At 74.5% G+C, this 21,744-nt stretch carries 19 protein-coding genes and 3 tRNA genes; 15 read left to right on the forward strand and 7 right to left on the reverse strand.

Going from position 1 to position 21,744, the window contains the following annotated elements; translation table 11 throughout:
• Window positions 1-90: 90 nt before the first annotated feature.
• From AC060K_RS05120 to AC060K_RS05155, 8 genes are all read left to right on the forward strand, one after another.
• Entirely contained in the window at window positions 91-1,824 is a 1,734-nt protein-coding gene (locus tag AC060K_RS05120) for a non-ribosomal peptide synthetase (protein ID WP_483764387.1), read from the forward strand.
• Window positions 1,821-7,538 carry a non-ribosomal peptide synthetase/MFS transporter gene (locus AC060K_RS05125; protein ID WP_483764388.1) on the forward strand — a complete coding sequence of 1,906 codons (5,718 nt, stop codon included), beginning with the start codon at window positions 1,821-1,823 and terminating at the stop codon, window positions 7,536-7,538. Before AC060K_RS05120 ends, AC060K_RS05125 begins: the two co-directional genes overlap by 4 nt.
• Window positions 7,535-8,287 (forward strand): 4'-phosphopantetheinyl transferase family protein, encoded by a 753-nt coding sequence (locus AC060K_RS05130; protein ID WP_483764389.1) that lies wholly within the window; start codon window positions 7,535-7,537, stop codon window positions 8,285-8,287. Before AC060K_RS05125 ends, AC060K_RS05130 begins: the two co-directional genes overlap by 4 nt.
• Window positions 8,288-8,297: 10 nt before the next feature.
• Complete coding sequence (locus AC060K_RS05135) at window positions 8,298-8,852, forward strand: NUDIX domain-containing protein (RefSeq protein ID WP_483764390.1); 555 nt, start codon at window positions 8,298-8,300, stop codon at window positions 8,850-8,852.
• Window positions 8,853-8,955: 103 nt separating this feature from the next.
• Window positions 8,956-9,591 (forward strand): NADPH-dependent F420 reductase, encoded by a 636-nt coding sequence (locus AC060K_RS05140; RefSeq protein WP_483764391.1) that lies wholly within the window; start codon window positions 8,956-8,958, stop codon window positions 9,589-9,591.
• Between the two features lie 180 nt (window positions 9,592-9,771).
• A complete protein-coding gene (gene gltX, locus AC060K_RS05145) occupies window positions 9,772-11,259 on the forward strand; it encodes a glutamate--tRNA ligase (protein WP_483764392.1) in 1,488 nt (495 codons plus the stop codon).
• Window positions 11,256-12,176 (forward strand): lysostaphin resistance A-like protein, encoded by a 921-nt coding sequence (locus tag AC060K_RS05150; protein ID WP_483764393.1) that lies wholly within the window; start codon window positions 11,256-11,258, stop codon window positions 12,174-12,176. The genes gltX and AC060K_RS05150 overlap by 4 nt, the downstream gene beginning before the upstream one ends.
• Window positions 12,173-12,940 carry an HAD family hydrolase gene (locus AC060K_RS05155; protein WP_483764394.1) on the forward strand — a complete coding sequence of 256 codons (768 nt, stop codon included), beginning with the start codon at window positions 12,173-12,175 and terminating at the stop codon, window positions 12,938-12,940. The genes AC060K_RS05150 and AC060K_RS05155 overlap by 4 nt, the downstream gene beginning before the upstream one ends.
• Window positions 12,941-12,949: 9 nt before the next feature.
• Here AC060K_RS05155 and AC060K_RS05160 read toward each other — a convergent pair whose 3' ends face one another.
• A complete protein-coding gene (locus tag AC060K_RS05160; protein ID WP_483764395.1) occupies window positions 12,950-13,708 on the reverse strand; it encodes a class I SAM-dependent methyltransferase in 759 nt (252 codons plus the stop codon).
• 124 nt (window positions 13,709-13,832) lie between these two features.
• Between AC060K_RS05160 and AC060K_RS05165 the strand changes: the two genes are divergently transcribed.
• The 3 genes from AC060K_RS05165 (at window position 13,833) to AC060K_RS05175 (ending at window position 14,186) form a co-directional block, all read left to right on the forward strand.
• Window positions 13,833-13,904, forward strand: a tRNA-Gln gene (locus AC060K_RS05165).
• Window positions 13,905-14,004: 100 nt separating this feature from the next.
• Window positions 14,005-14,077, forward strand: a tRNA-Glu gene (locus tag AC060K_RS05170).
• A gap of 36 nt (window positions 14,078-14,113) precedes the next feature.
• A tRNA-Glu gene (locus AC060K_RS05175) sits at window positions 14,114-14,186 on the forward strand.
• Between the two features lie 99 nt (window positions 14,187-14,285).
• Here AC060K_RS05175 and AC060K_RS05180 read toward each other — a convergent pair.
• The 3 genes from AC060K_RS05180 to AC060K_RS05190 all read right to left on the reverse strand — a co-directional run bounded on the left by AC060K_RS05180 (window position 14,286) and on the right by AC060K_RS05190 (window position 16,054).
• On the reverse strand, window positions 14,286-15,023 hold the full coding sequence (locus AC060K_RS05180; RefSeq protein WP_483764396.1) for a PH domain-containing protein: 738 nt from the start codon (window positions 15,021-15,023) through the stop codon (window positions 14,286-14,288).
• A 19-nt stretch (window positions 15,024-15,042) separates the two neighbouring features.
• Window positions 15,043-15,213 carry a hypothetical protein gene (locus tag AC060K_RS05185; RefSeq protein ID WP_164545225.1) on the reverse strand — a complete coding sequence of 57 codons (171 nt, stop codon included), beginning with the start codon at window positions 15,211-15,213 and terminating at the stop codon, window positions 15,043-15,045.
• Window positions 15,214-15,334: 121 nt separating this feature from the next.
• Window positions 15,335-16,054 carry an IclR family transcriptional regulator gene (locus AC060K_RS05190; protein WP_483764397.1) on the reverse strand — a complete coding sequence of 240 codons (720 nt, stop codon included), beginning with the start codon at window positions 16,052-16,054 and terminating at the stop codon, window positions 15,335-15,337.
• Between the two features lie 74 nt (window positions 16,055-16,128).
• Between AC060K_RS05190 and leuC the strand changes: the two genes are divergently transcribed.
• Both leuC and leuD read left to right on the forward strand, forming a co-directional pair.
• Window positions 16,129-17,595, forward strand: a complete 1,467-nt coding sequence (gene leuC, locus AC060K_RS05195; RefSeq protein ID WP_483764398.1) for a 3-isopropylmalate dehydratase large subunit — start codon at window positions 16,129-16,131, stop codon at window positions 17,593-17,595.
• A gap of 13 nt (window positions 17,596-17,608) precedes the next feature.
• The gene (gene leuD, locus AC060K_RS05200; protein ID WP_483764399.1) at window positions 17,609-18,244 is read left to right on the forward strand and encodes a 3-isopropylmalate dehydratase small subunit; all 636 of its coding nucleotides are present in this window, start codon (window positions 17,609-17,611) and stop codon (window positions 18,242-18,244) included.
• A gap of 113 nt (window positions 18,245-18,357) precedes the next feature.
• On the opposite strand, the gene AC060K_RS05205 is transcribed toward leuD, so the two are convergent.
• Complete coding sequence (locus tag AC060K_RS05205) at window positions 18,358-19,221, reverse strand: LLM class flavin-dependent oxidoreductase (RefSeq protein ID WP_483764400.1); 864 nt, start codon at window positions 19,219-19,221, stop codon at window positions 18,358-18,360.
• A 9-nt stretch (window positions 19,222-19,230) separates the two neighbouring features.
• The gene (locus tag AC060K_RS05210; protein WP_483764401.1) at window positions 19,231-19,722 is read right to left on the reverse strand and encodes a MarR family winged helix-turn-helix transcriptional regulator; all 492 of its coding nucleotides are present in this window, start codon (window positions 19,720-19,722) and stop codon (window positions 19,231-19,233) included.
• Between the two features lie 19 nt (window positions 19,723-19,741).
• Here AC060K_RS05210 and AC060K_RS05215 point away from each other — a divergent pair, with 19 nt between their 5' ends.
• On the forward strand, window positions 19,742-20,521 hold the full coding sequence (locus tag AC060K_RS05215; protein ID WP_483764402.1) for an alpha/beta hydrolase: 780 nt from the start codon (window positions 19,742-19,744) through the stop codon (window positions 20,519-20,521).
• 39 nt (window positions 20,522-20,560) lie between these two features.
• On the opposite strand, the gene AC060K_RS05220 is transcribed toward AC060K_RS05215, so the two are convergent.
• Entirely contained in the window at window positions 20,561-21,172 is a 612-nt protein-coding gene (locus tag AC060K_RS05220) for a ribonuclease FAU-1 family protein (protein WP_483764403.1), read from the reverse strand.
• A gap of 116 nt (window positions 21,173-21,288) precedes the next feature.
• Here AC060K_RS05220 and rnhA point away from each other — a divergent pair, with 116 nt between their 5' ends.
• Window positions 21,289-21,708 carry a ribonuclease HI gene (rnhA, locus tag AC060K_RS05225; RefSeq protein WP_483764475.1) on the forward strand — a complete coding sequence of 140 codons (420 nt, stop codon included), beginning with the start codon at window positions 21,289-21,291 and terminating at the stop codon, window positions 21,706-21,708.
• Window positions 21,709-21,744: the final 36 nt, after the last annotated feature.

Genomic DNA, 21,744 nt, shown 5'->3' on the forward strand with positions numbered 1-21,744 from the left:
GTGTGGGGTGGGGTGGGGGGGTGTTGGTTTTGGGGGGGGGGGGCCCCCGGCCCCCCCCCCCACCGAACTGCCGATCACCCGGAGGAGGGCGTGACCGCGGCGGGCCCGGCGCCCGTCGCCGTGGGCGCCCGGCGCGGGGCCCGATCCGTCGCCGCCCTGCTCGGCACGTGGCTCGCGGGCCGGGCCTACCTGCCCGTGGACGTGGACCATCCGGTCGCTCGCAGCGCGGACGTCCTCGCCGACTCCGGCGTCGACGTGCTGCTGGCCGGCGACGGCTGTCCGGACCTGCCGGGCGTCTCCCGGATCGACCTGGACGCGCTCCTCCCCGCCGACCCGGCTGCCTGGGCGACCGGAGTGCCGGGCGGGCCGGCGGCGGGCGGCGAGCCGGCGTCGTCGGGCACCGGGCTGTCGGGCACCGGGCTGTCGCAGGCCGGGCCGGTGCAGACCGAGCCCGCGCAGACCGGGCCCGCGCACGGCGCCTACCGCCTCTACACCTCGGGCTCGACGGGCCGTCCCAAGGGCGTCACCGTGTCGCACGGCGCGTTCGCGGGGTTCCTCGACGCCATGGACGACGTGGTGCCCGTGAGGGCGGGGGACGTGGTGGCGTGGGTGACCACGCCGTCGTTCGACATCGCGGGGCTGGAGATCTGGCTGCCGCTCGTCTCGGGGGCGACCGTTCGGGTCGTGGACGAGGGCGCGGCGCGGGACGGGTTCGTGCTCGCCGCGCGGCTGCGCGGCTGCACCGTGGCGCAGATGACCCCTTCCGGCTGGCAGCTCCTGCTCGACGCCGGGTGGCGTGGCGACGCCGGTCTCCGGGCCCTGGTCGGCGGCGAGCCCGTGCCGCCACGCCTGGCGGGCGCGCTGCAGGCGGGCTGCGCCGAGGCGTGGGACCTGTACGGGCCCACCGAGGCGACCGTCTGGGCGACCGCCCACCGCCTCACCGCGGCGGACGCGGACGCCGTGCGCGTCCCCGTGGGCCGTCCGCTGCGCAACAGCGTGGTGCGGGTCCTCGACGCGTCCGGCCGGCCGGTGCCGCCGGGCGTGGTGGGCGAGATCTGGATCGGCGGCCACGGCCTCGCCGACGGCTACCACGAGCGGCCCGACCTGACCGCCGAGCGCTTCGTGACCCGCCCCTGGCTCGACGGGCGCTGGTACCGCACCGGCGACCTCGGCCGCTGGCGGTCGGACGGCACGCTCGACTGCCTCGGCCGCACCGACGGCCAGGTCAAGGTGCGCGGCGTGCGCATGGAGACCGGCGAGATCGAGGCCGTCCTGGCCCGCGTCCCGGGGGTGGCGGCGTGTGCCGTCACCGTCGACCAGCCGGGGACGCCGACGGCGCGGCTCGTCGGCTACGTGGTCGGTACCGCCGAACCCGCCCAGGCCGAGGCGGTGCTGGCCGGCACGCTCCCCGCCGCCTACGTGCCCCGCACCTGGGTGCGGCTGGACGCGCTGCCGCTCACGGGGAACGGCAAGGTCGACCGGCGTGCGCTGCCCGCGCCCACGGACGGCGAGCGCAGCTGGGAGGCGCCCGCCACCGAGGTGGAGGAAGTCGTGGCAGGGGTGTGGGCCGAGGTGCTCGGCGTCGAGCGGGTGGGGCGGCAGGACGCCTTCATGGAGCTCGGCGGCCATTCCCTGCTCGCCACCCGGGTCATGGCCCTGCTCCGCGCCGACCTCGACCTGGCGGTCCCGGTGCGCCTGCTGTTCGAGTCGCCGCGCCTTGCCGAGTTCGCAGCGGCGGTGGAAGGGCTCCTCCTCGCGGACCTCGACGACGGCGGAGACGCGGAGGGGCTCGGCGAGCTCGCCGGCGAGGCGGCGGCCCGATGAGCGCCACGGAGGAGGTGGGCACCCGGGAGGCTGTGGTCCTCGTGGCCGGCGCGCCCGCGGAGCTCGACGCAGACGCGGGGCTCGGCGAGCCCGCCACGCTCGGCGCAGCCACGGCGCTCGGCGCGCCCGCGGCGGACGGGAGCGCTCCGAGCGCGCTCCAGGACCGGCTCGCCCGGGCGCGAGCCCGGCGCGAGGCGCGCGCCGCGATCGAGGAGGCGGGGCTCGGCGACCCGGCCGCAGGCTCGCCGGTCGGCGGTCGCGGTATCCCGCGCCGCGCGGACGGCACGGAGCCCCTCTCGTCCGCGCAGCGCCGGTTCTGGTTCGTGCGCCAGCTCGACCCGGAGCACGACCCGCTCGCGGTACCCGTCGCGGCCCGGCTGCGCGGACCGGTGGACCTCGCGGCGCTCGCGGACGGCATGCGCGCGCTCGTGCGGCGGCACTGGGTGCTCCGCACGCGGCTCGTCGAGCGGGCGGGGGAGCCGGTCGCGGTGGTGGACGCCGACGCGGCCGACAACGTGCGCGTGCTCGACACCACCGAGGAGTCGCTGACCGACGACGTGTTCCGGGCGGCGCACGCGCCGTTCGACCTCGCGGGGGCTCAGCCGTGGCGTCTGGTGCTGCTGCGGCTCGCGCCCGACGACGTGGTCCTGGTCCTCTCGGTGCACCACGTGGCGTGCGACGGCTGGTCGCTGGGCGTGCTGCTGTCCGAGCTGGCGGCGCTGCACCGTGGCGAGCAGCTCCGGCCCCTCGACCTCGACTATGCCGACTACGCGGCGTACCGCGCCGGGCCCGAGGGGCGCGAGGGCGCGTCGCTCGACCACTGGACCGAGCACCTGAGCGGTGCAGGTGACCTAGGGCTCCCCACGGACCGCCCCCGGGCGGCACGCACCAGCCCTCGCGCCGCTGAGGTGGCCCGCGACCTGGACGAGCGGGCCTGCGCCGCCGTGCGGTCGGTGACCGCGCGCACGGGCACCACGCCGTTCATGGCGCTGCTCGCCGCGCTCCACGTGGTGCTCGGCCGGTGGGCGGGCACCGACGACGTCGTCGTCGGCACGGCCGTGGCCGGCCGGACCCGCCGCGAGCTGGAGCCGCTGGTGGGCTGCTTCGTCGGCACGCTCGCGCTCCGCACGCAGACCTCTCCCGGGACGACCGTGCGTGAGCTCCTGAACCGCACCCGCGACACCGTGCTGGGCGGCCTCTCGCACCAGACGATCGGGTACGAGGAGGTCGTCGAGGCCGTCCGCACCCGGGCCGACGGCGCGCGGGCAGCCTCCACGACGGCGCTCTACCAGGTGTCCCTCACGGTGCACACCGAGCCGCCGCTCGAGCTCGGCCTGCCCGGTGTGGCCGTCGAGTGGCTGCCCGTGCCGGGCGAGAACGCCCAGTGCGACCTCGCGATCAGCGCGGACGGCCCGCTCGCAGCCGGGCGCGACGGTGGCCTGGAGCTGAGCGCGGAGTACCCCGCCGACCTGTTCGAGCCCGCCACCGTGGACCGCCTGCTGGGACACGTGGAGCAGGTGCTCGTCGCCATGGCGGCCGACCTGGAGGCCCCGGTCGCCGGCCTGCGCCTCCTCACCGCCCCCGAGGAGGCGGCGCTCCCCGCGCTGACCGGTGCGGACGTGCCCGTCCCGACGGTGTCGGCGCCGACGGTGCTCGACCTCGTCCAGGCGGCGGCCGCCCGGGTGCCCGACGCCGTCGCCGTCACCTCCCGCGGCCAGGACCTCACCTACGCAGGGCTCCTCGAACGGGCCGGTGCCGTCGCCGCGGCGCTCGAGGACGCCGAGGTGGCACCCGGCAGCCTGGTCGGCCTGCTCACCGAGCGGTCCGTCGACGCCGTCGCCGGGATGCTGGGCATCTGGACCGCGGGCTGCGCCTACGTGCCCGCCGACCCCACCTATCCCGACAGCCGCCTCGCGGCGGTCCTGTCCGACGTCGCCGCCGTGGTCGCCCAGGAGCACCTCGCCGGACGGGTCCCGGCCGGGCCGGCCGTCGTGACCACCGACGGGCCGGGCGCGGACGCCCGGCGTCCCCGGACGGCGTCGGGCACCGTGCCGACGCCCGGTGACCTCGCCTACGTGCTGTACACCTCCGGGACCACGGGCGCGCCGAAGGGCGTGGCGGTGGAGCACCGGCACCTGTCGGCCTACCTGGCAGGCCTGCGGAGCGCCGTGGGGATCGAGGACGGGTGGTCGTGGGCCACGATGTCGACCCTGGCGGCCGACCTCGGCCTCACCAACGTGCTCGGCGCGCTCACCACCGGCGGGCGGCTGCACCTGCTCACGTACGAGGAGGTCACCGACCCCGACCAGGTAGCGGCCTACTTCGCCCGGCACCGCATCGACGCCGTGAAGATGGTGCCCAGCCACCTCGGCACGCTGTGGGACGACGCCCGCCCCGGCGCCGTCCTGCCCCGCGAGCTCCTCGTCCTCGCGGGCGAGGCGCTGCCGTGGGACCTCGTGGACCGCGTCCGGGCCGTCGCGCCCGGGCTCCGCCTCCACAACCACTACGGGCCCACCGAGACCACCGTGTCCGTGATGAACCGCGAGGTGCCGCCTGCGCCCGCGCACCTCACCGACCCGGCGCGCGCCGCCGGGCCCGTGGTCCCGCTGGGCCGGCCCTTCCCCGGCACTCGGGCGCACGTGCTCGACGCCGCCGGCCGGCCCGTGCCCGTGGGAGTGCCCGGCGAGCTGTACGTCGCGGGGCCGTCGGTCTCGCGCGGGTACCTCGGGCGAGGCGACCTCACGGCCGAGCGCTTCGTCCCGGAGCCGGGGGTCTCGGTCCCGGGGGTCTCGGTCCCGGGCGGCGCCGTGCCGGGCGGCCCTGGGGCGGGCGTGCCCGGCGCCGTCGCGTACCGGACGGGCGACCGGGTGCGCCGCCTGCCGGGCGGCGACGTCCAGTTCCTCGGCCGCGCCGACGACCAGGTCAAGATCCGCGGCTACCGCGTCGAGCCGGGCGAGGTGGCCCGCGCGGCCGCCCAGGCGCCCGGCGTCGCGGACGCGGCGGTGGTGCTCCGCGAGGACGGGGGCCGACGTCGGCTGGTCGCCTACCTGGTCGGTGCCGCCTCAGGCTCTGGTCAGCCGGACGAGACCCTGCCCGCCACCGTGCGGGCGTTCCTCCGCGAGCGCCTGCCCGACTACATGGTGCCGGCCGACTACGTGGTCCTCGACCGGCTGCCGCTCACGGCGAACGGCAAGCTGGACCGGGCGGCGCTCCCCGCGCCGGACCCGGCGGGTGCGGGCGGCGGCTCCGGCGCGGCGCTCTCGGGCGATACCGAGGAGCGGGTGGCCGCGGCGTGGCGCGACGTGCTCGGGGTTCCCGAGCTGGGTGCGGAGGACGACTTCTTCGACCTGGGCGGCGACTCGTTCGCGACCGTGCGCGTGGTGCGGGCGCTCGACGGCGCGGTGAGCGTGGTGGATGTGTTCACCTACCCGACGGTGCGGGAGCTGGCCCGCCTGCTCGACGAGCGCGCGGGCGGTGACGGGCCGGACGGCCGGCTGCTGCGGCGGCTGGGGCGGGCCTCGGCGGGCGCGCCGGCGGGCGCGTCCTCCACGGGCTCGCCCGCCGCGGGCGCGCTCGCGGCGGCCGGTGCACGGGCGGTGCACGTGGTGGCCGTGCCGTTCGGCGGCGGCTCGCCGGTGGCGTTCGCACCGCTGGCCGACGCCCTGCCCGACGGGCTCGTGCTGCACGGCGTGGACCTGCCGGGGCATGACACGTCGCGGCCCGGCGAGGAGAACCGGCCCGTGGCGGAGCTCGCTGCGGCCCTCGTGGACGAGATCCGGGACCTCGACGGGCCGGTGGTCCTCTACGGGCACTGCCTCGGCGGCGCCCTGGCCGCGGAGACGGCGCTGCGGCTCGAGGCCGCGGGGGTCGAGCTGCTCGGCCTCGTGGAGGCCGGGACGTTCCCGGCGGCGCGGATCCCCAGCCGGGTGGGCGAGTGGCTGCACCGGTGGCTGCCGTCCGACCGCCTGGTGTCGGACCGGGCGTACCTCGAGTCGCTGCGCGCGCTGGGCGGCTTCGCCGACGCGCTCGACGCCGACGACCAGGCCCTGCTCATGCGGGCGCTGCGCCACGACAACCGTGAGGCGGAGTCGTACTACACGGCTCGCTACGCCCTCCCCGCGCAGGAACGCCCGCGACTGCGCGCGCCGATCCTGTGCGTGGTGGGGGAGCGTGACCGGTCCACCGAGCTGTACCAGGAGCGGTTCGACGAGTGGCGGGACTTCGCCGACGACGTCGAGCTCGTCGTGATCCCCAAGGCCGGCCACTTCTTCGCACGGAACCAGCCGGGCGAGCTCGCCCAGGTGCTCGGCGACAGGGTGCGGGCCTGGCTCCGGGGCGAACGTCCTGCCACCCCGCGACCCGTCGCGGGGGAGCCCAAGGTCTCCACGTTCCTGTGGGTGGCGCTGACGCAGCTCCTGTCGATGATCGGCACCGGGCTGACGTCGTTCGCGCTCGGCGTATGGGTGCTGCAGCAGACCGGGTCGGTCACGGCGTTCGCCGTCATCTCGGTGATGGCGTCGCTGCCCGCCATCGTGGCCCTGCCCTTCGCCGGGGCGGTGGCCGACCGGTTCGACCGACGGCGCGTCATGCTCCTCGCCGACGCCACGGCCGGTGTCATGACGGCCGCCCTCGTGGTGCTGCTCGCCACCGGCGGCCTCAGCGTCGGGTTCGTCTACGGGTACGCGGCTGTGGGCGCGCTGGCGAACGCCTTCCAGCGTCCCGCCTACCTCGCCGCCGTGTCGCAGCTCGTGCCCAAGCGGTACCTCGGGCAGGCGGGCGGTCTCGTCAGCCTCGGGCTCAACGCCGGAGACCTCGTCGCGGCCCTCGTGGGCGGCATGCTCATCGGGTTCTTCGGGCTGCCGGTCGTCGTCGGCGTCGACGTGGTGACGTTCGCCGTCGCGGTGGTGGTGGTCGCCGTCGTGCGCTTCCCCGACCGGCTGTGGGTGCGGCGCGAGGAGAGCTTCGCCCGCGAGATCACCGGCGGCTGGCGGTACATCCTCGCGCGACCCGAGATGGTCGCCATGGTGGTCTTCTTCGTGGTGTTCAACTACCTGTTCGCGTTCCCCGTGACGCTCGCGACGCCGCTCGTCCTCGACGGCCGGTCGCCGCAGGTGCTCGGCGTCGTCCTCGCCTGCGGCGGGCTCGGGGCGCTCGCGGGCGGCGTCGTCATGGCGCTCTGGGGCGGCACGCGCCGCCGGGCGCTGGGCATGGTGGGCGGCAGCGCGGTGCTGGGTCTGTTCGTGGTGGTGCTCGGCGCCACGGGGTCGCCCGTGGTGCAGGCCGCCGGCCTGTTCGGCGTGTACGGGGCGCTGCTGGTGGTGAACGCGCACTGGCTGTCGCTCATCCAGGCCAAGGTAGGGCTCGAGCTCCAGGGCCGGGTGCTCGCCACCAACCAGATGCTCGCTACCGCGATGATGCCGCTGGGCTTCCTCACCGTGGGCCCGGCGAGCGCCTGGGTGGGCACGCACTGGGTGGGCGACGGCGCCCCGGGCGGGCCGGACGGCCTGGGCCTCACGCTCGTGCTCGTCGGCGCCGTGCTGACGGTGTGGGGCGGGCTCGGACTGCTCTACCGGCCGCTGCGCGACATGGACCGGCGTCTGCCCGACGCGCTCCCCGACGCCGAGATCGACGGCGACCGGGATGCGCTCCAGGCCGCCGCCGACCGGCAGCTGGCCGAGGCGCGCGGTGCCGTGCCCTCGGCGGCGGCCCGGTGAACGAGCTCCGGGGGCCGGGTCTGCCGGGGTCTGGGGTCCCGGCAGCCCTGGCCCCCGGTACGGTGCGCGTCGACGTGCTCGTCGTGCCCGTCGACGGTCTGGGGCCGTTGCCCGAGCACCTGCTCGGGCCGGCCGAGCGGGCGAGGGCCGACGCGTTCCGCAGGCCCGAGGACCGGCAGCTGTCCGTCGTCGCCTCCCTGCTCGTGCGGGCGATGGCCGGCGACGCGCTCGGGCTGGCGCCCGGCGACGTGGAGGTCCGACGCCGCTGCCCGGGGTGCGGCGGTCCGCACGGGGCACCGTTCGTCGAGGGCGCGCCGCTGCTGTCGGTGAGCCACTGCGCCGGGCTGGTCGTCGTCGCGGCGTGCCGCCTGCCCGTGGGCGTGGACGCCGAGCCCGCCGACCGCGGGGACGTGGGCGACATCGCGCGGCTGCTGCTCCAGCCGGACGAGGCGGTGCCCGACGCCGCCGGTCTGCTGCGCACGTGGGTGCGCAAGGAGGCGGTGCTCAAGGCGACCGGGCGCGGCCTCACCGTGCCGCTGACCGAGGTGCGGGTCACCGCCCCGGGCGAGCGGGCCGCCGTCGTGCACCACGGGCCGGACCCGGGGCTGGCGATCGCGCTCGCCGACGTGGACCTGCCGGGAGGTCTCGGCGCGGTGGCCGTGCTGACGTCCGGCGAGCTGGACGTGCGGACCGCGGACGGGACGCCGTGGGTCGTCGGGGCTGGGACGATGGGGGCGTTCACGAGCTGAAGGAGTGGTGATGGTCTCGTTGCGGGACGACGCGCTGGAGGTGCTCCGGGAGTGGGTGCCTCCGCACGAGGGGCAGGGAAGCCTGCGGGACCGGTACGTGCGGCACCTGGAGTCCCACCCCGACGGGATGCGGCGGTCCTGTGTCCCTGATCACGTGACGGCGTCCACGGTCGTGCTGTCGCACGACGGCTCGCAGGTGCTGCTGACGCATCACGCCAAGGCCCGGCGCTGGTTCCAGTTCGGCGGGCACACCGAGGACGGCGACACGACGCTCGTGGGGGCCGCGGCGCGCGAGGCGGCGGAGGAGTCGGGGCTGCCACTGGTGCTCGACGGCGTGCCCGTGCAGCTCAGCGAGCACGAGGTGCCGTTCTGCGGGCTGACGGGGACGGTGCACCACCTGGACGTGCGGTTCCTCGCCGTGGCGCCCGAGGGTGCCGCACACGCGGTGAGCGACGAGTCGCTCGACGTGCGCTGGTGGCCGGTCGACGCGCTTCCCGACCCGGATCCCGACCTCGTGGAGCTCGTAGGGCTGGCCCGGGCCCGGCTGGGGGTCGTGGCCGGCTGAGGTCCTGTTGCCGGCTGGCTCCGGGCCTCCGGCTCCCGGCCGGGCGCCGGGCGGGTCCCGGCCGGCCGGGAAGGGCTGCGGGGCGTGGCGTGTTGGACCGCCCGTGAGGATCGGACTGTTCGGGGCGGGGAAGGTCGGCACGGCGATCGCGCGGCGCGCGCTGGAGGCCGGCCACGAGGTGCGCGTGGTGGGATCGCCGCGCCAGGACGCGCTGATGCTCGACCTGATCGTCGGGTCGGTCGCGCCGGGGGCCGTCGTCGGGGACGCGGCGCCGGTGGTCGCGTGGGCCGACGTGCTGCTGCTCGCCGTGCCGTTCTCCCGCTCGGCGGAGCTGCCGTACGACCTGTTCGACGGGCGGGTCGTGGTGGACCTCATGAACCACTGGGAGCCGGTGGACGGGCCGGCGCCGGAGCTGTCCGGCTCCGGGACCACGGAGGTGGTCGCCGCCCGCAACCCGCGCGCCCGCTGGGTCAAGTCCCTCAACCACCTGGGCTACCACGACGTGGAGACGGACGCCCTGCCTGCCGGGTCGGCCGGCCGACGTGCCGTGGGCGTGGCCGCCGACGACGCCGGGGCGGCCGCTCTCGTGGCCGGGCTGGTCGACTCCCTCGGGTTCGACCCGGTGGACCTCGGGTCGCTCCGGGACGGCCGGGTGCTGGAGGCGGGCGGGCCCGTGTTCGGGACGTACCTGACGGCGGACGAGCTCGGGGCCGTGGTGGGGGCTGAGGCGGCGGCCTGACGTCGTCCGGGCCCGCTCTCGGGGGCGCCGACCAGGTACTTGTTCCCCTTTCGCCGCCGACCAGGTACCTGTTCCCCGTCTGGGCGCGAGACGGGGAGCACCTACCTGGTCGTGGAGCCCGCACCCGCACAGGCACACGCACCGCGGCCGACGACGATCGCGGGTCGGTAGGCTGGGGGCGTGACCTTCCCTGCTCCCGGCTCCGCGCCGATCCGCGTCCGCTTCGCCCCGTCGCCCACCGGCATCTTCCACGTCGGCGGCGCCCGCTCCGCGCTGTTCAACTGGGCGATGGCCAAGCAGCAGGGCGGCATCTTCGTGCTGCGCGTCGAGGACACGGACGCGTCGCGCAACCAGCCGGAGTGGGTCGACGGCATCCTGTCGGCGATGGAGGCGCTCGGGATCAGCCAGGCCGACCCGACGTTCGAGGGGCCGTACTTCCAGTCGGAGAACGCCGCGCTGCAGCGGGACACGGCCGGGCGCCTCTTCGCCGAGGGCAAGGCGTACTACTGCGACTGCACGCGCGACGCGCTCGTGGCGCGCACCGGCAACCAGCAGACGGGCTACGACGGCTTCTGCCGCGACCGCGGCCTCGAGCACGCCGAGGGGCGGGCGCTGCGCTTCCGCACGCCCGACGAGGGCGAGACGGCCGTCGTGGACCTGATCCGCGGCAACCCGGTCTTCCCGAACTCCACGCTCGAGGACTTCGTCATCGCGCGCGGCGACGGCTCGCCCGTTTTCCTCCTGGCGAACGTCGTGGACGACGTCGACGAGCGCATCACCCACGTGGTCCGCGGCGAGGAGCACCTGCCGAACACCCCCAAGCAGCAGCTCCTGTGGGAGGCGCTCGGCGCCACCCCGCCGGTGTGGGCGCACCTGCCGGTGATCGTCAACGAGAAGCGCCAGAAGCTGTCCAAGCGCCGCGACAAGGTGGCGCTGGAGGACTACCTCGCGGACGGCATCCTTCCTGCGGCGATGGTCAACTACCTGATGCTCCTCGGCTGGGCGCCGGGCAACGACGAGGAGATCCTGCCGTTCGAGGAGCTGGTCAGCCGGTTCCGGATCGAGGACGTCAACTCGTCGTCGGCGTTCTTCGACATCAAGAAGCTCACGGCCTTCAACGGCGAGTACATCCGGGCCCTGCCCGTCGACGAGTTCACGGCCGCCTGCGACCCGTGGCTGCACGCGCCTCACGCGCCCTGGGACGAGGCGTCGTACGACCCGGCGGTCTTCGCCGCCGTGGCCCCGCTGGCGCAGACCCGCGTGGCGGTGCTGTCCGAGATCACCGCCAACGTGGACTTCCTCTTCCTGGACGAGCCCGTTGTCGACGAGCAGTCCTGGAACAAGGCGATGAAGGCGGGCGCGGCGGAGCTGCTCGCGGACGTCCGGGCAGCGTTCGCCGACGTCGCCTGGGAGGCGGAGCCGCTCAAGGACACCGTCACGGTGGTGGGCGAGAAGCACGGCCTCAAGCTCGGCAAGGCGCAGGCGCCCGTGCGCGTCGCCGTGACCGGCCGGACCGTGGGCCTGCCCCTGTTCGAGTCGCTGGAGCTCCTCGGCCGCGACCGCACGCTCGCGCGCGTCGACGCGGCGCTGGCGCGCCTGGCGGCGTCGGCGGGGGCTGACGGCGGGGCCGGTTCCCCGGGTGCTGACGGCCCGGCGAGCGCCGGGTGACCTCGGAGGGCCTGGTCCATCCGCAGGCCCTGCGGGGACCGTGGTACCGGTGGTGGCGTCCCCTCGTCGGCCTGGCCGTGGTGGTCGGGTTCGGCGCGGTGCTCGTCGCGCTGGCTCTGGTCGCGGTGCTCGTCGGCGTCGTGCTGGACGCCACGGGAGCGATCAGCGCGCCGGAGCTCGCCGTGGACGACGCCTGGTTCGCCTCGCCCGTCGGCATGCTGGTCAACAACCTGTTCCTCGCGCTCGGGATCCCCGTGGCGCTCCTCGCCACCTGGGCGCAGCGGTCCCGGCCGGGCCGGGTGTCGTCCGTGACGGGCCGGCTGCGGTGGCCGCTGGTGCTGGGTTCGGTCGCCCTGACGTTCCTGCTGCTGGGGGCGCTGGCCTTCGGCGTCGACCTGGTGGTCGACCTCGCGGCGCCCGGACCTCTCGAGGGCTGGGAGCTGGAGCCGGAGCCCGCCTGGCTGGGGCTCACGGTCGTCATCCTGCTGACCACACCGCTCCAGGCGGCGGGCGAGGAGTACTTCTTCCGGGGCTGGCTGAGCCAGACGATCGGCAGCTGGTGCCGCTCCCGATGGCTCGCGGTGCTGCTGCCCATGGTGATCTCCGCGACGCTGTTCGCGCTGGCGCACGGCACGCAGAGCGGCTGGCTGTTCGCGGACCGGCTGATCTTCGGTCTGGTGGCGAGCGTGCTCGTGTGGCGCACGGGAGGCCTCGAGTGCGCCATCGGGCTGCACGTGGTGAACAACCTGCTGGCGTTCGGCTGGGCCATCGCGTCGGGCACGGTGGAGGAGTCCCTGCTGATCACCGAGGTGTCGGCGGCCGACGGCGCCATCAGCATCGGCTCGACGGTCGCCACGGCCGCCGTCGTCCTGCTGTGGGCCCGGCGGCGCCGGCCGCGCACGGAGGTTCCCGCATGAGCCGCGTCGACGGCGTCCTGTTCGACGTGGACGACACCCTGGTGGACACCAAGGCCGCCTTCGCCCGGGCCCTCGCCGCGATCCGGGCCCGCTACCTCCCGGACCTCCCGGCCGAGCGTGAGCCGGACCTCCTCTCGCACTGGCGCACCGACCCCGGCGGCCACTACCGCCGGTACACCCGCGGGGAGACGGACCTCGCGACCCAGCGCTACGACCGCGCGGTGCTGCTGCACCGCACGTTCGGTGGGCCGCCGCTCACGCGGGACGACTTCGACGCGTGGGACGGCCTGTTCTGGGGCACGTTCGAGCGGTCGTGGACGGCCCACACCGACGCGCGCGCCGCCGTCGACCGGCTGGTGGCCGCGGGCGTCCGCGTCGGCGTGCTGACCAACGCGGGGGTGGACCTGCAGGTCCGCAAGCTGGCCGCGGCCGGGCTGCCCGACCTGCCGGTGCTCGTCGGGGTCGACACGCTCGGCTTCGGCAAGCCCGACCCGCGCGTCTTCCTCGAGGCGGCGAGCCTCCTGGGCACGGAGCCCGGCCGGACGGCGTACGTGGGCGACGAGCCGCAGGTGGACGCCGCGGCCGCGCGGCGCGCCGGGCTGGTCGGCGTGTGGCTGGACCGCCCGGCGCACCGTCGCGGCCCCGGCTACGGCGGCCCCGGGGCCGACGAGGACCGCGCCCAGGACCCTGCCGCCCTGCGCGAGCAGGGGGTGGAGGTCATCACCTCGTTGGACGCGCTGCCGGGCGTCCTCGGGCTGGCGTAGCGCCGCGTCTCAGGGCCGCAGCGCGGCCCGGAAGCACTCCGTGACGTACGGCAGCCCGACGACGTCCCGGCCGGCCAGGTCGGGGTGCGTCGCCACGAGCGCGTCCACCTCCGCGAGGAGCGCCTCGCGCTCGTCCTCCGGCAGGGCGATCAGGTAGCTGCGCGACGCCGCGAGAGGCCGCAGGGACGACGTCGGTACCTGGTCCTCCCAGCGGAACGTCGCCGACTCCAGCGGGCCGAACGCCTCGCCGAGCCGCACGTCGGGCTGGGCCGGCATGGGCTCGAGCCGGTCGCCCCGGTGGAGGATCTCGCCGAAGCGGGCCACCCAGTCCACCGACTCGTCGCGGGTGTTCCACACGATGCCGAGCCGGCCGCCCGGCCGCAGGACGCGGGCGATCTCGGCGGACGCCTCAGCCTGCCGGAACCAGTGCCACGCCTGTGCCACCAGCACGGCGTCGACCGAGGCGTCGGCGAGCGGGATGTCCTCCGCGGTGCCCGGCAGGGCGGTCGCGGAGGGTACGTCGGCCGCGAGGTGGGCGAGCATGGCGTCGGCGGGCTCCGCCGCCGTGACGCGCAGCCCGCGTGCCGTGAGCAGGGCCGTCAGCTTGCCCGTGCCTGCGGCGAGGTCGAGAACTTCGTCGGCGCCGTCCGGGAGGAGCCAGTCCACCGCCTGGGCCGGATAGGAGGGCCGGACGGCCGCGTAGACGTCGGCGCCCTGCTCGAAGGAGGCGGCGCGGTCGGAGTGGTCGTGGGGGTTCAGCGTCGGCATGGCCGCACCTTCCCACGCGGGCGTGACCCACGGCACCGTGATTCCGTTTTGGCACCTCGCCCCACGTCGGGTAGTGTTTCCCGTCGGTGAGGCCCCCGGAAATCCGGTCAGGGGCTTACCCCCATGGGGTATGGTGTAATTGGCAGCACGAGTGATTCTGGTTCACTTAGTCTAGGTTCGAGTCCTGGTACCCCAGCGCAGCGCTCTACATCACATCTGGAGCGGCAGGAATGTCGCACAGGATGCAGTAGAGTTCTCACGGCACGAACGACCCGTAAGGGTCCGACGAGTCTCAGGCCCCCATCGTCTAGCGGCCTAGGACGCCGCCCTCTCACGGCGGTAGCGCGGGTTCAAATCCCGCTGGGGGTACGCAGGTCCACCAGTTTCGGCTGGTAGACCGTCCTGGCCCCCATCGTCTAGCGGCCTAGGACGTCGCCCTCTCACGGCGGTAACGCGGGTTCAAATCCCGCTGGGGGTACACGGCTCACGAGGCCCGGTCCATCTGGACCGGGCCTCGTGCCGTTTCTGCTGCCCGCCGGCATCCGCGAGACAGGCCTTCGACCCGCGAGGGCGGGGCTCAGCCCAGCTTCGGGTCGCGGCCGCCCTCGATGAACGGGTCGGGACGTCGTGCGCCCGGCTCGTAGCGGTGGGCGGGAAGCCCGGGCGGCGCGGCAGCGGGCGCGCCGGAGCCGGCGACGTCGGCGGGGGAGACCACCGGGATGGGCTGGGTGGGCGGCGGCGGTCCGGGATGAGTCATCGGGTGCCCGCCAGGGACGACGACGATGCTGGGTCCCGGCTTGGGGTCTTCCTTCTTGGGCTCGGGCGGCGGGAAGAACGTCGCCGTGAGCTGGTGGTAGCGCGCGTCCGGCTGGGGGACGTAGTCGATCAGGCTCAGCTCCTGGTCCTGGCCCGCCGACTCGAAGCGGAACGACCCGAAGCCGAGCAGCATGCCGTGCGGCGGACGGCTGAACCGGAAGTCCGTCACGGACTTGGTGGGCATGGTGCGCACGGTGGTGCCGACGATCCCCGAGATCAGACGGATCTGCAGGTTGGTCACCACGAACCACTCGGCGCGCCACTCGAGCCACCGCCACACCAGGTTGCCGGCGACCACGAGGAAGCCCAGCCACAGCCACGACAGCTCGGGGACGCTCACGGTCGCCGAGACGACGAAGACGAACACCGCCACCGCGATGAGGAGCGGCTTCCAGAGGCACGCCCAGTGCCGGTGCGTGGCGAAGACCACCTTCTCCTTCGGTCCGACGTACCGGAAGAGAGAGCGGTTCTGGAAGAGGATGTCCGACGCGTCGCTCACGCTGGCTCCCGCGCGCGGCTCAGATCTGCACGAGGCTGGCGAAGAACTGGCCGAAGCCCGCGAACGCGCTCACGATGACTTCCCAGATGGCACGGACGACCTCGGCAGATCCTTCGGGGTTCGTGATGATCGCGTAGAGCAGGAAGATCACGACCACCCAGGTCAGGGCTGTCTTCACCTTCGGCGGCATCAGATTCCTCACGGTCGCTTCGTGGTTGCCTCCCGGGTCGGGAGGCACGTCCACGTCAAAGCGTACTTTCCGGACCGGTACCAGGGGAATCACTGGCCCCGGCGTGCCGCACCTCGGTGCGCTACTCCCCGGCGCGGTGGAGCACCTCGGTGAGCTTGTTCGCGGCCGCGACCACAGCGCCGGCGTGGAGCCGGCCGGGCTGGCGCGAGAGGCGCTCGACAGGCCCGGAGACGCAGACGGCGGCGACGACACGACCCGACGGACCACGCACCGGCGCGGACACCGAGGCGACGCCCAGCTCACGTTCTGAGACGGACTGGGCCCAGCCGCGCCGTCGGACACCCGACAGGATGGTGGCGGTGAAGACCGCCTCGCGCAGACCGCGGTGCAGGCGGTCCGGTTCCTCCCAGGCGAGGAGGATCTGGGCTGCCGATCCCGCGTTCATGGTGAGCGTGGCGCCCACGGGGATGGAGTCGCGGAGCCCCACGGGGCGCTCTGCGGCGGCCACGCACACGCGGTGGTCGCCCTGCCGGCGGTAGAGCTGGGCGCTCTCGCCGGTGTGGTCGCGCAGCGCCACGAGCACGGGGTTCGCGGCGGCGAGCAGCCTGTCCTCGCCCGCCGCGGTGGCGAGCTCGTTCAGCCGCGGACCGAGCACGAACCTGCCCTGCATGTCGCGCGCCACCATGCGGTGGTGTTCCAGTGCCACGGCCAGCCGGTGAGCCGTCGGGCGGGCGAGGCCCGTCGAGGTCACAAGCTGCGCCAGCGTGGCGGGACCCGCTTCGAGGGCCCCCAGAACGGACGCGGCCTTGTCCAGCACGCCGACTCCGCTAGTATCGTCCATACCTCGATATTGCCGTCTCGTAACGTGAGATTGCAAGTCGGGCACGAGAAGTGACTACTGAGGAGGCAACCCGCATGGCCGGCACGCTGGCGGAGAAGGTCTGGGAGGCGCACCTGGTGCGCCGTGGCGAGAACGGATCGCCGGACCTTCTCTACATCGACCTGCACCTCGTCCACGAGGTGACCAGCCCCCAGGCGTTCGAGGGCCTCCGGCTCGCGGGCCGCCCGGTGCGCCGGCCCGACCTCACGATCGCGACCGAGGACCACAACACCCCCACGCTGGACATCGACCTGCCGATCGCGGACCTCACGAGCCGCACGCAGATCGACACCCTGCGCGCCAACGCCAAGGAGTTCGGCGTACGCCTGCACTCCCTGGGCGACGCGGACCAGGGCATCGTCCACCAGGTGGGACCCCAGCTCGGGCTCACGATGCCCGGCCTGACGGTGGTGTGCGGCGACTCGCACACGTCCACGCACGGCGCGTTCGGCGCGCTGGCGTTCGGCATCGGCACGTCCGAGGTGGAGCACGTGCTCGCCACGCAGACGCTGCCGCTCGCGCCGTTCAAGACCATGGCGATCACCGTGGACGGCACGCTCCCCGCGGGCGCCACGTCCAAGGACATCATCCTGGCGATCATCGCCAAGATCGGGACCGGCGGCGGTCAGGGCTACGTGCTCGAGTACCGCGGCGAGGCCATCCGCTCGCTCTCCATGGAGGCGCGGATGACGATCTGCAACATGTCGATCGAGGCCGGCGCCCGTGCCGGCATGATCGCCCCGGACGAGACCACGTTCGAGTACCTCAAGGGCCGTCCCCACGCGCCCGAGGGCGAGGACTGGGACGCCGGCGTGGAGTACTGGAAGACGCTCCGCAGCGACGACGACGCGGAGTTCGACGCCGAGGTGGTGCTCGACGCGGCCGATCTCGAGCCGTTCGTCACCTGGGGCACCAACCCCGGGCAGGGCCTGCCCCTGTCCGCGTCTGTGCCGGTGCCGTCCGAGATCGCCGACGAGAACGAGCGGGTCGCCGCCGAGCGCGCGCTCGAGTACATGGGCCTCGAGCCCGGCAAGCCGCTGCGCGAGGTCGCCGTGGACACGGTCTTCATCGGCTCGTGCACCAACGGGCGCATCGAGGACCTGCGGTCCGTGGCCAAGGTCGTCAAGGGCCGCAAGAAGGCCGACAGCGTCCGCGTGCTCGTCGTCCCGTCGTCGGCGCGCGTGCGCCTGCAGGCCGAGGCCGAGGGTCTCGACGTGATCTTCAAGGAGTTCGGCGCCGAGTGGCGCAACGCCGGGTGCTCCATGTGTCTCGGCATGAACCCCGACCAGCTCGCGCCGGGAGAGCGCTCGGCCTCCACGTCGAACCGCAACTTCGAGGGCCGCCAGGGCAAGGGCGGGCGTACGCACCTCGTGTCGCCGCTCGTCGCGGCCGCGACCGCGATCCGCGGCACCCTGTCGTCCGTCTCGGACCTGGACCTGCCGTACGACGTCGACATCACCACCTTCGACGGGTCCCCGCTGCCCGTCCCGGCCGGAATCTGATTCGGAGACCCCGATGGAGAAGATCACCACCCACACCGGCGTCGGCGTCCCGCTGCGCCGCAGCAACGTCGACACCGACCAGATCATCCCGGCGGTGTACCTCAAGCGCGTGACCCGCACCGGCTTCGAGGACGCGCTCTTCGCGGCCTGGCGCGGCGACCCCGCGTTCGTGCTCAACCAGGACGCGTACCGCAACGGCTCCGTCCTGGTGGCCGGGCCCGACTTCGGCACCGGCTCGTCCCGCGAGCACGCCGTCTGGGCGCTCAAGGACTACGGCTTCCGCGTGGTGCTGTCGTCCCGCTTCGCCGACATCTTCCGCGGCAACTCGGGCAAGCAGGGCCTCGTGACGGGCATCGTCTCGCCCGAGGACATCGAGCTCCTGTGGAAGGTCCTGGAGACCAAGCCGGGCACCGAGGTCACCGTCGACCTCGAGGCGAAGACCGCGACGGCCGACGACGTCACGGTGCCGTTCCAGATCGACGACTACACCCGCTGGCGCCTCATGGAGGGCCTGGACGACATCGGCCTCACGCTGCAGAACGAGGGCGACATCTCCGCCTTCGAGGCGCGGCGCGAGTCGTGGCGCCCCAGGACGCTGCCGGCGAAGCACCTGCCGAGCGTCCCGATCGAGGCGGCGCGCGCGGTCTGAGCCGCCCGGCCGTGCCGCCGAGGTAGTACCTCCGTCCCGATCTCCTGGCTGATGCCCAGGACGTCCCGGACGGTGGTACTACCTCGGCGCTCTGCTTCTCTCCAGCGGGCGCCCTACAACCGGGGCGGACCCTGGCGCACCCGCTCCAGGAGCGACTCCGGGGTCGCGGTCGCCGGGTCCCACCGCGACTCGATCCACCACGTGGCGCCGGCCTCGGCCAGCGCGGAGGCGTGCTCGGCGGCCTCGACGAGGTCGGCGGGCAGGACCCTCTGCGCGACGACGTCCCACGGACCCTCCGTACCTGCGGCGGCCCGGCGGTCGCGTGCCCACGCGACGAGGTCGGCCACGTCCTGGGGCCCGAGCGGGGTCTCCGCCGCCGTGGTGGTGGTGCTGCGGAGCTGCGGCACCACCCCGTCCCACCGCGCCGCCCGGCTCATCGACTTCTCGCTGGGCCAGGCGGCGACCGGCCACACCGGGATGCGGCCGTTGACCGGCGGCACCGGGAAGCGGAAGTCTCCGGTGTGCAGGTGCGTGCCGTCGAACGCGAACCGCTCGCCCGACCAGGACTCCGCCAGGTAGGCGAGGAGGTCGTCGAGGAGCTGGGCCCGCTCGCGCAGACCCTTCTCCTGCTCGGGGACCGAGGCGAACGCGTGGTCGTCCAGGACGCCCAGGCCGACGGGCAGGACCAGCCGCCCGCCGGAGAGGTGGTCCACGGTGAGAGCGCGCTGCGCGAGCTCCCAGGGCCGGTGCCGGGGGAGGGCGAACACCAGCGCGCCGAGCGTGATCCGCTCGGTCACCGTCGCGGCGGCGGAGAGGATGCTGAACGGGTCCCAGGTGGCGACCCCGCCGCCGCCCCAGTCGCCCAGGTCTACCCCGTCCCAGAAGAAGAAGCCGTCCCAGCCGTGCTCCTCGCACTCGCGAGCGAGCGCGACGTGCTGTTCAGGCGTGCCGAAGCTGCTGACGAATCCGAATCTCATGCTCCGACGCTACGCGTGACCACCGACACTCGCGGGTGCGGCTTCGAGGTGCGTACGGAGGGCGGCGAGGGTCCTGGCCACCGTGGTGAGGTCCCGGCCGGATAGCCCGGCGCCACCGAGCAGCTCGCCCACGGCCGCTGCGTAGGTGGGACGCATCGCGTCCAGCAGCGTCGCTCCCTCGGGCGTGAGCGACAGGACTGACGAGCGCCGGTCCGCTGGGTCCACCGTGCGGCGCACCAGCCCGTCGCGCTCCTGCCGGTCGACCCCCTTGCTCGCCGCCCCGACGGTGATGGCGAGCACACGGACGACGTCGGACACCCGGCAGCCCGGCACCTCGGCGACCACGCGCAGCAGGTCGAACCGGCCGAGGCCGGAGCCGTGCGCCTCCCGCAGGCGGGCGTCGACCGCCGTGTAGAGGCGGACCTGGACGCGCACGAGGTCGTCGAAGAGCCGCCCGTGGTCGGTCCGCGGGCTCCGCCCGTGCGCCGGAATAGATTCCACGGAATCTTTATTGGATTCCATGGAACCTATCTTCTACCCCGGGAGCCCTCATGGACCACGCCGCGCTCACCGACCTCCGCGCCTTCTACGCGACGTTCGGCGACCTGCCGGAACCCTGCTCTACCTCCACGGCGGCGGGTACACGATCGGCTCGGCGCGTACAGGGCTCCCGCTCGCCGCGCGCCTCGCCGTCGGCGCCTCGCTGGACGCCGTCGTCCTCGACTACCGCCTCGCCCCCGAGCACCCCTACCCCGCCGCGGTCGACGACGCCCTGGCCGCCTACGAGGTGCTCGTCACCGAGCGTGATCCCGCTCGCGTGGTCCTGGCGGGCGACTCCGCCGGCGCCGGGCTGGCGCTCGCCACGGTCGTCGCTGCACGGGACCGCGGGCTGCCGCTGCCCGCGGCGCTCGCCTCGTTCTCGGGCTGGTTCGACCTCACGACGAGCGGCGACAGCCTGACCGGCAAAGAGGCGGCGGACCCGGTCTTCGACGCCGCGGACATCGCCGACTACGCCGCCACCTACCTCGCGGGGGCCGACGCCGGAGGGCCGCTCGCCAGCCCGCTGCTCGCCGACCTCGCGGGCCTCCCGCCGCTGCTCCTCCAGGTCGGCACGTACGAGGTGCTGCTCGACGACTCGACCCGGTTCGCAGCCCGCGCCGCCGCGGCGGACGTGGACGTGGTCCTGGAGGTCTACGCGGGACAGGCGCACGTGTTCCAGCACCACCACACGTCCGAGCCGACGGCGGCGCGCGCCCTCGAGAGTGCTACGGCCTTCCTGGCGCGGGCTGTCGCCGGGTGAGCCGGGGCTTCCGGGGCGGGTGTCGGCGCGGCCGGGCCGCTACCGCGACTCGAACGGGGCCGTCGCCCAGTCCGCCGGGAGCTCGCGGGCGGTCCACGCCGGGTCGGGCGTCCAGTCGGCCCAGGCCTCGTCCCACCAGCGCTTCCCGGCGTCGAGCAGGCCGGCGATGCGGTCTCCCTCGGCCTGGATGTCGGCCGACCGTCCTGGGTAGCGCAGCTCGCCCACCGCGGCGAACTCTTCGACGTCCTTCCACCGGTAGGTGTCGGCGTCGGCGGGAAGCACCAGGTCCAGCTCGTGGTCGAGGGTGTCGAAGCCGATCGGTGTGCGGCGTGGTGCGTCCTGCAGGTTGAAGTACCAGGTACGGAACTGGCGCTCGGGGCCCGACCAGAACAGGAAGATGGCGTGCTCCACGCCCGTCCACTGGAGGTCGAGGCGCCCGTGGCCGTGCCAGGCGAGGTGGCCGGCGGACTCCCACGGGTGGCGGCCCGCCGGGAAGCGGCCGGCGTCGGGGAAGCCGAACGGCGTGCCGTCCGGCGTGTACGTGACGAGGAGGTCGCCGTCGTCGTGCACGCAGATCTGGGGCGCCGCGAACCAGACCTCGCCCCGCAGGATCTCGCGCCGCACCACCGTCTGACCGGGCTGAAAGACCATGCGGGGACGGTAACCCACGACTGCCGCGCGGCCCTGACGGCGTCCGTGCACGGCGGCCGACGTCGGGCCGCCCGGCTACGGTGAGCACCGTGACGGAGACCCGACCTGTGGTGGAGATGTGGACCGACGGCGCCTGCAAGGGCAACCCCGGACTCGGCGGCTGGGGCGCGCTGCTGCGCGCCGGGCAGCACGAGAAGGAGCTGTTCGGCGGCGAGGCCGTGACCACGAACAACCGCATGGAGCTCACCGCCGTGGTGGAGGCGCTGCGGGCGCTCAAGGTGCCCAGCGAGGTGACGATCCACGTGGACTCGTCGTACGTCATGAACGGCATGAAGACGTGGATCGCGGGCTGGAAGCGCAACGGCTGGAAGACGGCCGGCAAGCAGCCCGTGAAGAACGTGGACCTGTGGCAGGCGCTGGACGCCGAGGTCGCCAAGCACGTGGTCCGCTGGGTGTGGGTCAAGGGCCACGCCGGCGACCCGGGCAACGAGCGCGCGGACGCGCTGGCGAACAAGGGCGTCGACACGGTGCGGTAGTGCGACGCACATCACGCGCCGAGGGTTTGCCGGGGC

The sequence above is a fragment of the Antribacter sp. NEAU-D49 genome (genome assembly GCF_057158775.1).